Origin of the sequence: Mucilaginibacter sp. NFX135 (assembly GCF_048565145.1) — a bacterium.
In the GTDB taxonomy this organism is placed as follows: Bacteria; Bacteroidota; Bacteroidia; order Sphingobacteriales; family Sphingobacteriaceae; genus Mucilaginibacter.
The window spans coordinates 645098-660352 of record NZ_CP183412.1; the positions used below are offsets into that span (position 1 = coordinate 645098).

Here is a 15255-nt window from a genome sequence, read left to right on the forward strand (position 1 = left end):
TTGTGTAATAGTGGTACGGCGATAACATCTACCATAAGCCGAAGAATTATTCACATTCAATCATTGATACAAAGAACCGGTGCTTACCGATGTGATTATTAATTAACTCAATATAAAATCGTAAGTTTAAGGATTGTAGCTCACAGCTTATCAAAGAAAGCAAATGGGAAAAACGCTGAAAAAAACTACTCATAAAATGAATACTGCGATCATTTGCAAAAATTGCGATGGTCAGGTATCGGGCAATTTTTGTAGTGGTTGTGGACAACGGGCAGACACCCACAAACTTAATATGCATTTTATTTTACATGATCTGCAACATGGACTGTTTCATTTTGATAAAGGAGTTTTGTATACTGCTAAGCAGTTGCTGACAAGACCTGGTCACACTATCCGCGAGTTTTTGGAAGGAAAAAGAGTCAGGCATTTTCAGCCACTATCCTTTGTTATTGTGCTTGCCACTTTTTATGGATTATTCTGGCATTACTTAATTTTCGACCGCCTTCACGCGAGTTTAATTGAGCCCAGGGACGGCATAACCAGGGCTTCCGTGAAAATCATTACCTGGATGACTGAGCATTTTGCTTTTGATGGTCTAATCTTGATCATAACCAGTACCTTGGCTTCCTATGTCATATTTAAAAAACGGAAATATAACCTTGCAGAACACCTCGTTTTGAATACATACTTAATGGGGTTGTTTTTAATTGTTAGCCTGCTCGTTTTCCCCATTGTTTATATTTGGGGTATCGCAGCAACTCTCCAATATGGCATAGTTCAACAGGGTTTTCTACTCATTTTAATGTGCTGGTGTTATTCCCAGTTCTTCAACAATACTTCGAAAGCTAAGACAATCGGGCTCACTTTTATTGCCTTTTTGGTCATTTCAGTTCTAAACCTGGCTATTGGGTACTTTGCCGGTTGGATTGTAACGCAATTTTAGGGACAGAAATAAAAAATGAAGTTTACAAAACCAACTATAAAAGATTTATAAAAATGACTTCAATATTCATTTGGCTTTGTGCAAAGTGAGCCCCATCGGGGGATCGAACTCCTATGAATTTCATTTTATACGCCTGCCAAAATCTGCAAACTAATAAGTAAATGGATCGGGTTTGCTCCCGCTACGCAAGTTAAAAGCCTAAGGTCGAAAAATTTGAGGCTTTTTTGCGTTTCGGATATTTTGTATTTAGTGAGGCGGTTATAACACTGACCATAGGCAGGTAATACTATTTTAAAAGACTAATCTATTTTTTTTGATAAACTTTACTTTTGTTACCAGTTTATACTTGCTTTTAAAGCGAGCACAAGTATTACCAAAGTGAAATATATCTTTGCATTGGGTTCAATTTAATAATCATTAAAATCAGTGCACAAAAACCTATTAGCATACATCAGGGAGCACGCTACATCGCCACTTACAAGTGATGAGGAAGCGTTAATTGTAGCGGCTTTCCAGCCTAAAAAGCTCAGGAAAAAGCAATACTTTTTAGAAGAAGGCAATGTGTGTAAATACGTTGGTTTTATTGTAAAAGGTGCTATGAGACAATACAGCGTAGATGACAAAGGTGCGGAGCATATTGTACAGTTATACATTGAAAATTATTGGGCAAGCGACCGTGAAAGTGCGCTCATGCTTACTCCATCAAGATTTAATATTGATGCCTGGGAAAACACCGAACTACTTGTTGCCAGAGTAACAGACATGCTGGATCTGATAGAAAAGGTACCTTCATTTGGACAAATGACAAGGTTAATGGACCAAAGAAGCTTCATCGTTTCTCAGCGAAGATTGAATTCTACCATTAGTAATACAGCAGAAAAACGCTATGAAGAATTTGCCGATAACCACCCTCAGTTTATTCAACGATTTCCCCAGCATCTCATTGCTTCTTTTTTGGGCATAACTAAAGAAACTTTAAGCAGAATTAGAAAACAAGCAAGTAAATAACTTCTGTTTCAATTATTGATTTTACAAAAGCGTTGATATTTATCAACGCTTTTTTTTATCATTTCTCATCGTTCCGGGGGGTGCTGTTGCTGCAATTTTACATCATAAAAATAAACAGATGAAAAAGCAAACAATAGTAGTAATTGGAGCAACAGGTGCACAAGGTAAGGGTATTGTAAATGCCCTTGTAAATGAAGGCTCTTTTAATGTGAAAGCAATAACCCGTAATCCGGAAACATATACAGGCCAAGCAAATGAAGCAGTTTATGCAGATCTAAAAGATTTGCAATCCTTAAAAGAGGCTTTTACAAATGCTTATGGTGTATTTGTGGTAACCAACTTTTGGGAAGGTGCCGACGAAATCACCCAGGGTAAAAATGCCATTGATGCGGCAAAAGCAACGGGAGTGCAACATTTTATATGGTCAACGCTTCCGGATGTTGAGCTCATTAGTGAAGCAGAATTTGAAGTGCCTCACTTTAGTGGCAAAGCTAAGGTAGATGATCTGGTAAAAAGTGCAGGGTTCAAATATGTAACATTTGTTCAGCCTCCATTTTATTATCAAAATCTTGTTGGAATGATGGGCCCACAGCCAAAACAAGATGGCACAAGCGGTTGGACACTACCGATTGACCCAACAAAAAAAGCGATTCACATGGCGGACATTAATGACCTGGGAAAAGTTGTCGCCGGTGCATTTTTGCAACCCGAAAAAGTTGGAAACGGTAATTACCTTGCCCTGGCAACAGAGTTGTACAGTTTTAATGACATCATAGATGCCTATAAAGCCAATGGACAAGAGTACAGCTTTTCACAAGTACCAGCCGAAATGTTTTCAACTTTTTTTGAAGGAGCAAAGGAGTTAGCCGAGATGTTTGGGTATTTCGAAAAACACACTTATATGGGACCCGATTCCATATCACGAATTGAATTGGCGAAAGAAACAGCCACCCATAAATTTGTGCCGCTCCAGGAATGGCTGAGTAAAAACAATTAAGAAAAAAAGTGTCTCAACAAAAGGTAATAGTGCTGCAGTCGCCCGCTATCCATCCAACGAATGTTAGCTACAAAGCGCAAAATGCTATTTTCCTCAGGTCTTCTAAGAAATAGTTTGAGAAACGCTCCTTGAGGGCTCCGCAAGTAAAAGCCCCCTATCGAAAGATTGGAGGCTTTTTTGTGTTTGGGATATTTTGTAAGTTGGTGGTGCAGTGATAACACCGACCATTGGCTGAAAACGAGGCGCGTAAGCAGAAAATTAAATAATTAAAAATAAAATTATGAGAGCAATTAATCCATGGATCAACTTTAACGGAAATGCCGAAGAAGCATTCACTTTTTATAAATCAGTTTTTGGCGGAGAGTTCGCAAAGATCATCCGCTTCAAGGACTTAGCGAGCGCTGAGTTTCCGGTAGCAGGAAATGATGAAAACAAGATAATGTACATTGCCTTACCAATTGGCAAACACAATGTATTAATAGCCAATGACGTTCCCGAATTTATGGGACGGGTAAACGAAAGCGAAAACAGGTCTAAAATATCAGTTAGTGCAGAAAGTCGTGAAGAGGCAGACAAAATATTTAGCGGACTATCAGCAGGTGGCGATATTGAGGGAAACATTGGTGACAGCCCCTGGGGTTCATACGCCGGAATGTTTAGAGACAAATATGGTATTGAATGGATTGTGGAATTTGACCCAAATTACAAGGGATAAATTTAACAGAGAAAATAGCGAACACCTAACTTGCATTACCTCAGCAACAGCCAGGTAACGCTTGCTATCACCATGCTTAGGAACATCAAAGCAGCAGGTGTTTTGATCCCCGGTTAACGATACGAAAGTAAAAAGCCTCAGGTCGGAAAACCGGAGGCTTTTACTTTTAGGATATTTTGTGGATTTACACTTTTGTGTACATGTTTCCAGATGTATGTATTTGATTGACAATTAAATATAATAATGTTAACCATAAAAAGTGTAAACCCACTTTTTACCGTTGTATCCTTTTCCTGATCCGACTTAAAGATGGATTCTTGATGCCGAGGTACGAGGAAATATGATAGGCCGGTATACGGTTAATAATATTGGGGTGTTCGTCCAAAAGTCTGATGTACCGTTGTTCGTGCGAAAAAAACAAGAGCTCCTCGGCACGGGATTGCGAATAGGTAAAGAACAATTCTGCCAGCAGCCGGCCAAAGGTGGCCCAGTTGGGATGGGTTTCATACAAACTCATGAGATCATGGTAGCTGATATAAACTATTTCGCAATCCTCCATCGCCTGGATGAAATAATGACACGCGTTACGGGTAATGAAACTCCGGAAGGAGACGATAAACTGACTCTCGGAAAAGAAAAAGATATTCGTCTCCTCGCTTGTATCTGGACGGCTATAGTAGATCCGGAAAATCCCCTTAACCACCAGTCCCAGATCGTTACAAACCATGTATTGCATATTGAAAAAGTCGCCTTTTTTAATTTTGCGGGGTTTCCAAAAGGGCCTGCTGTCGGCTATGTCTTTTTCGGTTAAATCGGAAAAACTCGTTAAATGTGCTTTCAGTATTTCATGAGGGTCCATAACAGCGTCTGGATTTTACATTTTAGCAAGTATAAATAATCAGGCTGCCTTTTCAAATCCTTTTATAGTTTTTGACAACCGGATAGCGGCGAGCAGAAAATAAAAAGCGCCAAAAGCCGAATAGCCTGCCAAATTGCTGATGCCCATAGTTGGTGACTTTGCCATAGCAATAAATACACTACCAGCCAGCGTAGATTGCCCCCCGCTAATGATCATTGGCCATTGCCCTCCCAATTCTTTGCGGCGGCGCAGACCGAGTATCAATTGTATAAGACCGGTAACAATTGCCCAGACACCAAAGACGATTAACGCTGCAGGAACGCCCTTTTGTAAAGCCAGCGCTACGCCAATAGTAGTGAGGATCCCGATAACCATGTTTACATATTGTGGTGTTTTGGATACGTGCGGCGGATTGGCCTTAATGTCCCAGTAGGTGGCAATAACATCCCAAGCGGGATAGATAATAAAAAGTATGGCAGTGATGCTGCTGTTAGTTTTAACAAAAACTGAAATGAGGATAACCCAAATAACAGAAAATGCGGTACGTGCAAAGTAGAGGCCGCGCAGCGATCTGGCAGTTTGGACAGTGGTTGCTGAGTCGGTGGTTTTTATTGATTCAATTGATGAGTTCATGACGTTATTGATGTTTTTGAAAGCAAATGTAGCCGCTAATGATTTGGCATTTTTTCACTTAAGTGAAAATCAGAATAGCTGCTTTAATGCTTTTTTATTTGATAATAAGGAGCTATTATCAAATAAATTTATTTTAATAAGTTTGGGAGCCCCTCCAATAAACCAATGATCATGAATAAAAACCGGATTGTTTTAGTACCATTTCTACTCATCATTAATTGCTCCTGTTTATTTGCTCAGGCGCCTGCTTTACCTACCCGGTGGACAAAAGCCGCCCGGGAAGCCGAAGTTCCTTTTCCGGAGTATCCACGGCCACAACTACAACGCGGTGATTGGATATGTTTGAATGGAAAATGGGATTACCGGGGAGGAAAAGATGTTGCCGGCGCGCTCGACCCGGAAAAGCCCTTATCCTTTGAAAGTAAGGCTGAGCAAATACGGGTTCCGTATTGCCCGGAATCGGCATTATCTGGTATTCAGCGTAAGCAGGAGATCAATATGTGGTACCGGCGTAGTTTTGTAATTCCTGCCGATTGGAAAAGCAAGCAGGTAATTATTCATTTTGAAGCTGTGGCCCATCAGGCAACCTTGTTTGTGAACGGACATAAAGCGGGTAGTCATGCTGGTAGCTATGATGCTTTTAGTTTTGACATTACCCCCTACTTAACCAATGGGAAAAACACCTTGGTTTTGGCGGCTTATGATCTGAATGATGGCCGGGTACCATCAGGCAAGAGCGGTCCCAGGGGCGACTATACCTTCTGCTCGGGCATATGGCAAACCGTGTGGCTGGAGCCGGTAAACAAAGCGCGTATTGAAAGCATCCGCCTGTTGCCCGATCTGACTGGCAGCCGCTTAAAAGTGCTGGTAAATACCAAAGGCGAAGGAAAAATAGTCGCGATAGCCCTTGATGGAAACAAAGTGGTTTCGGAAGCAACATCATCCAATGGCACCTACTTTTATCTGTCTATTAAAACGCCAAAGCTTTGGTCGCCGGATGATCCTTTTTTATATGATCTCAGCATCAGCCTGGAAGATGCTCATGGCAAGATCACCGATAAAGTAAAAAGCTATTTTGGTATGCGCGATATTAAATTGGGTAAGGTTAATGGCGTTACCCGGCCTTTGATCAACGGTAAGTTCATCATGCAATTGGGACTGCTCGATCAGGGTTACTGGCCAGACGGTGTACTGACCGCCCCCACAGAAGAGGCGCTCAAATTTGATATCCAGTTTACCAAAAACGCGGGATACAACCTCATCCGGAAGCATATGAAAACCGAGCCGCAACGGTTTTACTATTGGGCCGACAAACTGGGCCTGTTGGTTTGGCAGGATATGCCGGCCATCTGGTATCAGAACGAAGATACCACCAAAACCAGGGGCGAATTCAGGAGGGAGTTGAAAACACTTATCGATCAGCATTATAATTCACCATCCATTATTACCTGGGTGCCCTTTAATGAAAACTGGGGAGCATTTGATGTTAAAAATATAACCAGTTGGGTGAAGCAGTATGATCAGTCAAGGCTGGTTAATGGTAACTCTGGCTTTAATAATAACCCATCCTATCAGAAAGCCTATGGCGATCCGGGCAATGGCGACTATGTAGATACCCATATTTATGTTGGTCCATACGGGGCGTCGGTTCCTGACCAACACCGGGCGGCATCATTGGGCGAGTTTGGTGGCGTGGGCTTATTTGTGCGCGATCATATGTGGCCCGTAGCTAATAACGCTTATGACTATGAACCAACCAAGGCGCGACTGACAGACAGGTACGTGTTTTTGCTTGACGAGGTTGAACAGTTGATGAAGTACAAAGGGCTCAGCGTAGCCATCTATACCCAAACCACCGACGTAGAACATGAAATAAACGGAGTACTTACTTATGACCGGGCGGTTGAAAAAATGGAAATAGAACGAGTTAAAGCCGTGAATGAAGCCGTTATTAAAGAAAGCTATAAGTTGACACCTTGATAAGAGTTGGCTAGTACTAATCAGACTTTTCAACTTTAGTCTTGGTTTCGTGATGAAAGTAGAGAGGACCGGGACGTTGATGGATCCCGGATTGTTAAGGGCTTTGGTTTAAGCGCCTTTCAATTCGTGTAAAAGTTTTGCATACAAGAAAGAGATCAATAGTATTGAAGGCTATAGCTATAAAAGCTTTGTGGTTCTTCATTTAGAAAATTTTTCCATTCAATAAGATTCCCATTTTTGTCGTAGCTATACTCAGTATCATATTTAATGGGAAATTTTTTTAGATTTCCAAGGTATACCAAAATGGGAAATTCCCTTGAAAGGCCGCTTGTCGCGTTTGTTTCTACATGTATTTTTGATACCTTTTTTGCCAGATACTGGTATTGAACGGTTTTATATAAGGTATCCTTTTGTACAGACATTTTACTAAGTAAACCATCCGCATTGTAATCATATTGCACTGTTATAGGAGTTTTATCAGCAGATAGCTCCCAATATTTTTCATTGATCAGCCTTTTGTCGTCATAGGTGTAATAATTATAGCCCATTGATGTTTTTATTCCATTGTCCATACCATAAATATCCTTCTTTAAGTAAGCTATCAGAACTGTAAGTGTAGGTAGTTTCCTTCCAGGTATTCTTAAGCCGAAGGTTATAGAAAAACTCTTCTTTCACAAGCTTCCCTTCTCTGTAGTAATAATTTGTATAGGTAACAGGGTGGCCGTTTAAAGTATATTTATAGTTTACCAGCTGCCCAGAATTATTGTAAGTAAATAAATTCTCATATCCATAAACAGTCGGGTCTTTAAACCAATTACTTATCAAACATGACTACTGAATTTGGCGCAGGCCGTTCTTTGGTTACGAGTATGGATGCGCCGTTTACTGTGGATCTCCACAGTTTTTTTCCAAAAGTGGATAAATCAGGATAAGAGCCTAAAAGGTTAAATTGCTCAAGTTCAAACGGGATGCCCTCGGCTCCCAGTGGCGAATCTTTTGTAGCCAGGTGAAGGTGCAAATGCGGTCCGGTTGTTTGCCCGGTAAAACCTAAAGAAGCAATCACCTCTCCCCTTTTTACTTTTTGGCCGGGTTTAACTTTTATACTGCCGGGTTTCAGGTGCTCATAAAACACAAATTGATCCTTTCCGATTTTGATAGAGATATAATTACCAGTAGCGTTTTCGGGCGATGGGGATTGATAGCCTGAAAGTGTTAAACTCTCTGGGAAGTTGTTTTGGACAGAAGCAATAATCCCATCACTCACTGCCAGCACATTATTTCCATAGCCATGCCAGTTCTGGATGGTATCTTCGTTATGGGTAGCATAGTGGCCATTATTATCCAGCTTTATAAAATCAATGGCGAATCGCCCTGGCAGTCGGGCTGTTCCGTTTATAGTATAAAAAACGCGACGGTGCCCGGTTGCCCACGATGGTTCATAAATGGCAGCCCATGGTCCCCCGTTTAACGGTGGCCCGATGACCAATGAGGCTTTTGATCCAATAGATATCGGAGCTCCTTTTATTGAAACAGGTGTTTTTTTGTTCCCATTCAACAGATCAAATTCAAGCCGGTGAACTAAATGCATTGCTGTATTTCTGAATGGTAGACTAAACTCCAGGTAAATTACAGCGAATGAGCCCGGCGGTAATGTTAGGTTATCGTCTTTTGGGGATATCCCCGGCCGTTTAACGCGAGTCTTTAATCGGGTTTCATCAACATTGAAAATAGCAGAAGAATTATTAGCATTTAACACATCAAGTATTTTCAGCCTTAGCGAGTCTTTTGCGAAATTGGCGATGTTGAGCTCGTAATAAATGCATGGTTTACCGTTGATAGCCGTTGGGGCCGAAACAAAAGGTACGCGCATATCAACGGTGGTTTGATATTGCTGCGCATAGCTTTTTCCTTGCGATAATATAACCGCAATGACAGTCCAAAGGATATACTTGTTTTTCGCGGGCATTTGAATAGCGTAATTGCTGATACTAAAATTAGCATAATTAAAATGATGCCATCAAATATATTCAACCGGTATGCCTGAATATTCAACCGGATTGATGATCCGGTCTAAATAAATATTGATCGGGATGCAACGTATTTGATAAAGGTGTGGTCTTATGTAAGAAATAAACCAATATCAAATCATATGAAAACATACTTTTTACTATTTGCCCTTGCCTGTCGTACAACTGCTGCTATGGCGCAGGATGATAGCAGGACGCCATATCTTACCAAATCATTAAGCAGTGATGCCATTAACCGGGTTATAGTAAATACATCGGCCGGCGGTATTTTAGTTAGCGGCAGAAGCGGCGAAGCCGCACGGGTGGAGGTTTACATTAAGGGTAATAATGGTCGCGAACTTTCAAAAGACGAGATCAAAAAACGCCTTGACGAAGATTATGACCTGAGTGTTTCGGTTACCGGGCATGAGGTTCGTGCTATTGCAAAAAGCAAGCATAATTTTTCTGATTGGAAAAGACAGATGAGCATATCATTCAAAATATATGTTCCTGAACAAACATCAACAGACCTTAAAACCAGTGGTGGTGGTATCAGTCTGGATAATTTAAAAGGAAACGAAAGCTTTACTACCAGTGGCGGCGGTTTACAGATAGACAGGCTTAACGGAGTAGTTCGGGGTGAAACCAGTGGCGGCGGTATACACGTTTCTAATTCCGGTAACGATATCAACCTGGAAACCAGCGGCGGCGGAATTATTGCCAAAAACTGCACCGGGAAAATCAAACTGGAAACATCCGGCGGTGGCTTGCAGCTGGATAACCTGAACGGCAATATCAGCGCGAATACCAGCGGCGGCGGTGTGCAGGGTAACAATATAACCGGCGAGCTGATCACCAGTACCTCTGGCGGCGGTATCGATTTAAGGCAATTGGATTGTAGTTTAAATGCTTCAACCAGCGCGGGAAGCCTGCATGCGCAAATGAAAAGGGTTGGTAAATATTTAAAGCTGGATGTGAGTTCCGGAAATATCGACCTGGAACTGCCATTAAAACAAGGGCTTAGCCTGGACATTCGAGGCGACCGGATTAGTTCCGGAAAAATAAATGGGTTTAACGGCGAGTGGGAAAAAGACCATGTACGCGGAACAGTGAATGGCGGTGGTGCATCTGTTAGTGCCGATGCATCAAGTGGAAATGTGAATGTGAAGTTTAATTAATACATTTTTAAAATAATACCGCAATAAAGGCGGCTCCCGGATATCCGGGAGCCGCCTTTATTATTTAAAAGTTTATTGTACAACTGTTTTTAAAGGTAAAACGATCTGTTTAAATTTTAAGCCGCACAGTATTAGCGTTTTATATATTATAATATTTATATAGTTAAACCAAATATTATAATTCGGGTCATACTCCCGATTATAAAACAAATATTAACCTTATAAACACAATTTTATGTACAAAAAACTTCTACTGGTAGTATTATCAGTTATTACTCTTCAAGCGGCTAAAGCACAAACAGAAAAAGGCAATCAACAATTAGGAGCAACATTTGGAATATCGGTCACCAATTCTAACACCCGATCGGTTGATCTGGATAATAACATAAGCGATAATTCCAAGGGTAAGTTAACATCGTACTCCATTTCGCCCAGTTACAGCTATTTTATTGCGGATAAATTAGATATTGGTGCATCAGTAGGATATCAATCTTCTAACCAGAAGTATGACCCATTCTATAGTTCACAGGTTCAACAACAAAGCAAAAGTTTCTCGGCCACCATATTTTTAAGGAAATACTTTTTATTTGATAATAAGATCGGGATACGCACAGGCCCGTACGTGGGTTATCAACAACAGAAACAACGGTATGTTTATACCAGCAATGAAAGCAGCAACTATGATAGTGATAGCTATAGCGGAGGTGTAAATATGGATCTTGTTTACTATCCTTCTAAACATATAGGACTTGCGGCTGCCTTAGCTAATCTAAGCTACCAGCATCAAAAATTTACCGGCAACAGCCTGGGCAATGCAAACACCTTTAGTTTGAACTTTGTAAACTCTTTTATTCTATCCGCCTATTATGCATTCGGAAAATAATTAAATCCTAAAACCAAACCACAATTAGGCCTTAGATCTATGAGATTTAGGGCTTTTTTGTTTTCTGGATGGCGAAAAGGTATAAAACTATTTATAAAAACCCAGTAAAAAATACGATTTATTAGATTTAATTAATTGATATAAAGGGTGTTAAAAAATAAAATATTTATATTTTAAATAAATAAATATGAAGCTGTTTATAGGATGATAAACTTTGTTGGTAACCAATTAATCAAAGCCGGTTTTTAATTCTAAAATATGCGTAGATCTATACTCATTGCAGCGTTCATGCTTCATGCTGTGCTTTTTGTTCAGGCACAGGAAATAACATCACCCGATAAAAACCTTACACTCAAATTTGAGCTGCAGGGAAATGGCGTGCCAACCTATCAGCTCCATTACAAACAAAGGGCGGTGATCAAGCCCAGTAAGCTTGGTTTAGAAACCAAAGATGTACCATCATTTCTGGACGGTTTTACCATCGCCAAATCAGAGCAAAGCACCTTTGATGAGTCATGGAACCCGGTTTGGGGTGAGGAAAAAACCATTCGTAACCATTACAACGAATTGCTGGTAACTCTAACACAAAAGGCCGTTCAGGACAGGTATATCCGCATCCGTTTCCGTTTATTTAATGATGGGCTGGGTTTTAGATATGAATTCCCTTCGCAAAAAAACCTGAACTACTTTATCATTAAAGAAGAGCATACGCAATTTGCTTTGACCGGCGATCATAAAGCGTTCTGGCTGCCCGGCGATTTTGATACCCAGGAGTATGAAACGGTAACCTCCAACCTGTCAGAGATCAGAGGTAAAATGAAAGCCGCGGTTACACCCAATGTATCGCAAACCACCTTCTCGCCAACAGGAGTACAAACCCCGCTGATGCTGAAAAGCAAAGATGGTTTGTACATCAACATACATGAGGCTGCCCTGATTGATTACTCCTGCATGTCGTTAAACCTGGACGACAAGAATTTTGTGCTGGAATCCTTTTTAACGCCTGATGCTATTGGCGATAAAGGCTACATGCAAGCCCCAACACAATCGCCATGGCGCACCGTAATTGTGAGTGATAAAGCCGCGGGCATACTGGAATCAAGACTGATCTTGAACTTAAACGAGCCAACCAAATACAAAGATGTATCCTGGATAAAACCCATTAAATACGTGGGTGTATGGTGGGAAATGATCACCGGCAAAAGTACCTGGGCCTATACCGACCTGGAGAATGTTCAGTTGGGCATAACCGACTATTCAAAAACCAAACCCAATGGCAAGCATGGAGCCACCACACAGCATGTAAAAGAATATATCGATTTTGCAGCTAAAAATGGTTTCGATGCCGTATTGGTTGAAGGCTGGAACCAGGGCTGGGAAGACTGGTTTGGCAAAACCAAAGATTATGTATTTGATTTTGTAACCCCCTACCCCGATTTTGATGTAAAAGAACTGCACCGTTATGCTGCCGAAAAAGGAGTGAAGATCATTATGCACCATGAAACATCAGGCTCGGTACGCAACTATGAGCGCCACCTGGATACAGCGTATAAATTTATGGTAGAGAATGGTTACAATGCCGTAAAAAGTGGTTACGTTGGTCAGATCATACCGCGGGGCGAACATCATTACGGGCAATGGCTGGTCAATCATTACCTGTATGATATTACCAAAGCCGCCGAGTATAAAATTATGGTGAACGCGCATGAAGCGATACGGCCTACCGGCTTGTGCCGTACCTACCCCAATTTGATAGGCAATGAGGCTGCAAGAGGAACAGAGTATGAGGCTTTTGGTGGCAACAATCCCGATCATACCACTATTTTGCCTTTCACCAGGCTAATGGGTGGTCCTATGGATTATACACCGGGTATATTTGAAACACAATGCAGCGTTTACAATCCCGAGAATAAATCATTTGTACATACCACGCTGGTGCATCAGCTGGCCTTGTATGTAACCATGTATAGTCCGCTGCAAATGGCCGCCGATTTGCCCGAAACCTATAATAAATACATGGACGCGTTCCAGTTTATTAAAGATGTTGCTGTTGATTGGGACGAGAGCCATATCCTTGAAGCGGAGCCCGGCGACTATATCACTATTGCCCGTAAGGCCAAAAATAAAGAAGAGTGGTACATCGGCAGTATTACCGACGAAAACCCGCGCATAGCCAATATTACATTTGAGTATTTGCCCAAGGGCAAAACGTACGAAGCAACTGTTTATGCCGATGGTAAGGATGCCAGTTATGATAAAAACCCGAAAAGCTATGCCATCCGGAAAATCAAAGTTACGTCTAAAACTATACTGAAACAGCCTGTTGCCTCTGGTGGCGGTATGGCAATCAGTATCAAATAAAGGATGAGTGCAGAGGGATAGGTGTTTGAAATATATTGATTAAGGAGAACCCGCTATTAGTAGCGGGTTTTTTTGTGGCCCATGTATAACATGATCATCCAATTTTTGCTGCCCGGGTTTTTTCCTATCTTGCATCTTTTGAAAACGAAATGAAGAGACTTTCCTTATTAACGTTATTGAGCTTTTTTACAGCTACTTTAACATTCGCGCAGCAACCAGATTTTATTGAAAACAAACTCGACGCTTATATTAAGCAAGGCTTAAAAGATTGGAACCTTCCGGGCCTTGCCATTGCCATAGTGAAAGATGGTAAAACAGTGATCATGAAAGGCTATGGCGTGCGGGACATCAAAACCAATGAACCGGTTGACGAAAATACTTTGTTTATGATAGCCAGTAACAGCAAGCTATTTACCGGTACGGCGCTGGCACAGTTAGATGCAGATAAAAAACTGTCGCTTGATGATAAGATCACCAAATATTTTCCGGGTTATTCGGTATACGATGCCTCTATCACACCCTTGCTTACTATAAAAGATCTGCTGGGACATCATTTAGGTACCAAAACCTTCCAGGGCGATTTTACCTTTTGGAACACCACCCTATCCCGCCAGGAAATTATGAACCGGATGAAACTTCTGAAACCATCCATGGAATTCAGACAAAGCTTTGGCTATTGCAACAGTTGTTTTTTAACCGCTGGCCAGGTAATACAGCAGGTAACCGGCAAGCCCTGGGAAACTTACATTCAGGATAGTATCCTAACACCGCTGGGCATGAACAATACCTATCCCTTAACTGTGGGCATAGCGGCGCGCAAAGGCGTTTCAAAACCATATACCAATGCTTTCACAGGCCAGATGGTTGAATTACCGTATGACCAGGTGGATAACCTGGCGCCTGCCGGCAGCATAGTTAGTAACGTAAAAGACGTAGCCAAATGGCTCAGCACGCAGTTAGATAGCGGCAGGTACGAAGGGAAACAGATCATAGCCTGGAAAGCCCTTCAAAAAACCCGCGATGAAAATACGATTTTGAGCAGCAGGGCCTCGGTGACTTATCCTATGCACTTCAGGGGATACGGTCTTGGTGTTTTTGAAGCAGATTATAATGGCAAACAGATTTTCTGGCATACCGGCGGTGCAAACGGCTTTGTAACCAATACCTGTTTTGTGCCCGAAGAAAAACTGGCCATCACCATTTTAACCAATAACGATAATCAAAGCTTTTTTGAGGCTCTGCGGTACCAGATATTGGATGCCTACCTGGGTGTTCCCTATAAAGACCGCAGCCAGGCTATGCTGAAAGACTTTAATACAGATCAGCAGGAAACCGTAAAGAAAACCAATGATATGCTGGCTCGTGTAAAAGGGAAAACTCCAGAGTTGTCACTTGCTGCTTACACCGGCAAATATCAAAACCCACTTTACGGACAAATGGAAATATCTGTAAATAAAAAGGACTTGTTAATAAAATTCAGCAACCATCAATACCTTACTGCATCCCTGAAATATATGGACAATGGCGAATGGGTATTGGCATACAACAATCTGGCCTATGGTATTTTCCCGCTAAGGTTTAAAACAGACGGTGGCAAAGTAGTATCTACAGAAATTAAAGTGAATGACGGATTGGAGTATGATCCTTACTTGTTTGCGAAAGAGAATTAACAAATAGAACACGTAAAGAAAA

The 15255-nt window shown here is 41.4% G+C and carries 13 protein-coding genes; 9 read left to right on the forward strand and 4 right to left on the reverse strand.

Going from position 1 to position 15255, the window contains the following annotated elements:
- Positions 1–163 precede the first annotated feature (163 nt).
- The 4 genes from ACNURT_RS02815 to ACNURT_RS02830 all read left to right on the forward strand — a co-directional run bounded on the left by ACNURT_RS02815 (position 164) and on the right by ACNURT_RS02830 (position 3663).
- Positions 164–943 carry a DUF3667 domain-containing protein gene (locus ACNURT_RS02815; protein WP_419700452.1) on the forward strand — a complete coding sequence of 260 codons (780 nt, stop codon included), beginning with the start codon at positions 164–166 and terminating at the stop codon, positions 941–943.
- Between the two features lie 426 nt (positions 944–1369).
- Entirely contained in the window at positions 1370–1951 is a 582-nt protein-coding gene (locus ACNURT_RS02820) for a Crp/Fnr family transcriptional regulator (RefSeq protein ID WP_370995887.1), read from the forward strand.
- Positions 1952–2069: 118 nt separating this feature from the next.
- Positions 2070–2948, forward strand: coding sequence for an NmrA/HSCARG family protein (locus ACNURT_RS02825; protein ID WP_419700453.1), 879 nt, complete (start codon positions 2070–2072; stop codon positions 2946–2948).
- Positions 2949–3228: 280 nt separating this feature from the next.
- Positions 3229–3663: a VOC family protein gene (locus tag ACNURT_RS02830; RefSeq protein ID WP_419700454.1), complete on the forward strand. Its 435-nt coding sequence runs from the start codon at positions 3229–3231 to the stop codon at positions 3661–3663.
- Between the two features lie 274 nt (positions 3664–3937).
- Here ACNURT_RS02830 and ACNURT_RS02835 read toward each other — a convergent pair whose 3' ends face one another.
- Together ACNURT_RS02835 and ACNURT_RS02840 are read right to left on the reverse strand one after the other, a co-directional pair.
- The gene (locus tag ACNURT_RS02835; RefSeq protein WP_419700455.1) at positions 3938–4522 is read right to left on the reverse strand and encodes a Crp/Fnr family transcriptional regulator; all 585 of its coding nucleotides are present in this window, start codon (positions 4520–4522) and stop codon (positions 3938–3940) included.
- Between the two features lie 39 nt (positions 4523–4561).
- The gene (locus tag ACNURT_RS02840) at positions 4562–5155 is read right to left on the reverse strand and encodes a DUF308 domain-containing protein (protein ID WP_419700456.1); all 594 of its coding nucleotides are present in this window, start codon (positions 5153–5155) and stop codon (positions 4562–4564) included.
- A gap of 171 nt (positions 5156–5326) precedes the next feature.
- Here ACNURT_RS02840 and ACNURT_RS02845 point away from each other — a divergent pair, with 171 nt between their 5' ends.
- On the forward strand, positions 5327–7135 hold the full coding sequence (locus ACNURT_RS02845; protein ID WP_419700457.1) for a glycoside hydrolase family 2 protein: 1809 nt from the start codon (positions 5327–5329) through the stop codon (positions 7133–7135).
- 155 nt (positions 7136–7290) lie between these two features.
- Here the strand turns inward: ACNURT_RS02845 and ACNURT_RS02850 are convergent, their stop codons facing one another.
- Together ACNURT_RS02850 and ACNURT_RS02855 are read right to left on the reverse strand one after the other, a co-directional pair.
- Positions 7291–7707 (reverse strand): hypothetical protein, encoded by a 417-nt coding sequence (locus ACNURT_RS02850; protein WP_419700458.1) that lies wholly within the window; start codon positions 7705–7707, stop codon positions 7291–7293.
- A gap of 242 nt (positions 7708–7949) precedes the next feature.
- Positions 7950–9101 (reverse strand): M23 family metallopeptidase, encoded by a 1152-nt coding sequence (locus tag ACNURT_RS02855; RefSeq protein WP_419700459.1) that lies wholly within the window; start codon positions 9099–9101, stop codon positions 7950–7952.
- A gap of 183 nt (positions 9102–9284) precedes the next feature.
- Here ACNURT_RS02855 and ACNURT_RS02860 point away from each other — a divergent pair, with 183 nt between their 5' ends.
- From ACNURT_RS02860 to ACNURT_RS02875, 4 genes are all read left to right on the forward strand, one after another.
- A complete protein-coding gene (locus tag ACNURT_RS02860; protein ID WP_419700460.1) occupies positions 9285–10319 on the forward strand; it encodes a DUF4097 family beta strand repeat-containing protein in 1035 nt (344 codons plus the stop codon).
- 235 nt (positions 10320–10554) lie between these two features.
- Entirely contained in the window at positions 10555–11202 is a 648-nt protein-coding gene (locus ACNURT_RS02865) for a hypothetical protein (RefSeq protein ID WP_419700461.1), read from the forward strand.
- 258 nt (positions 11203–11460) lie between these two features.
- Positions 11461–13563: a glycoside hydrolase family 97 protein gene (locus ACNURT_RS02870; protein WP_419700462.1), complete on the forward strand. Its 2103-nt coding sequence runs from the start codon at positions 11461–11463 to the stop codon at positions 13561–13563.
- A 149-nt stretch (positions 13564–13712) separates the two neighbouring features.
- Positions 13713–15233, forward strand: a complete 1521-nt coding sequence (locus ACNURT_RS02875) for a serine hydrolase (RefSeq protein ID WP_419700463.1) — start codon at positions 13713–13715, stop codon at positions 15231–15233.
- Positions 15234–15255: the final 22 nt, after the last annotated feature.

What these genes read in the sequence shown, in the direction of transcription:
- ACNURT_RS02815 (WP_419700452.1), top strand. Translation starts at nt 164, where the DNA reads ATGGGAAAAACGCTGAAAAAAACTACTCATAAAATGAATACTGCGATC.
- ACNURT_RS02825 (WP_419700453.1), top strand. Translation starts at nt 2,070, where the DNA reads ATGAAAAAGCAAACAATAGTAGTAATTGGAGCAACAGGTGCACAAGGT.
- ACNURT_RS02830 (WP_419700454.1), top strand. Translation starts at nt 3,229, where the DNA reads ATGAGAGCAATTAATCCATGGATCAACTTTAACGGAAATGCCGAAGAA.
- ACNURT_RS02835 (WP_419700455.1), bottom strand. Translation starts at nt 4,522, where the DNA reads ATGGACCCTCATGAAATACTGAAAGCACATTTAACGAGTTTTTCCGAT.
- ACNURT_RS02840 (WP_419700456.1), bottom strand. Translation starts at nt 5,155, where the DNA reads ATGAACTCATCAATTGAATCAATAAAAACCACCGACTCAGCAACCACT.
- ACNURT_RS02845 (WP_419700457.1), top strand. Translation starts at nt 5,327, where the DNA reads ATGAATAAAAACCGGATTGTTTTAGTACCATTTCTACTCATCATTAAT.
- ACNURT_RS02850 (WP_419700458.1), bottom strand. Translation starts at nt 7,707, where the DNA reads ATGGACAATGGAATAAAAACATCAATGGGCTATAATTATTACACCTAT.
- ACNURT_RS02855 (WP_419700459.1), bottom strand. Translation starts at nt 9,101, where the DNA reads ATGCCCGCGAAAAACAAGTATATCCTTTGGACTGTCATTGCGGTTATA.
- ACNURT_RS02860 (WP_419700460.1), top strand. Translation starts at nt 9,285, where the DNA reads ATGAAAACATACTTTTTACTATTTGCCCTTGCCTGTCGTACAACTGCT.
- ACNURT_RS02865 (WP_419700461.1), top strand. Translation starts at nt 10,555, where the DNA reads ATGTACAAAAAACTTCTACTGGTAGTATTATCAGTTATTACTCTTCAA.
- ACNURT_RS02870 (WP_419700462.1), top strand. Translation starts at nt 11,461, where the DNA reads ATGCGTAGATCTATACTCATTGCAGCGTTCATGCTTCATGCTGTGCTT.
- ACNURT_RS02875 (WP_419700463.1), top strand. Translation starts at nt 13,713, where the DNA reads ATGAAGAGACTTTCCTTATTAACGTTATTGAGCTTTTTTACAGCTACT.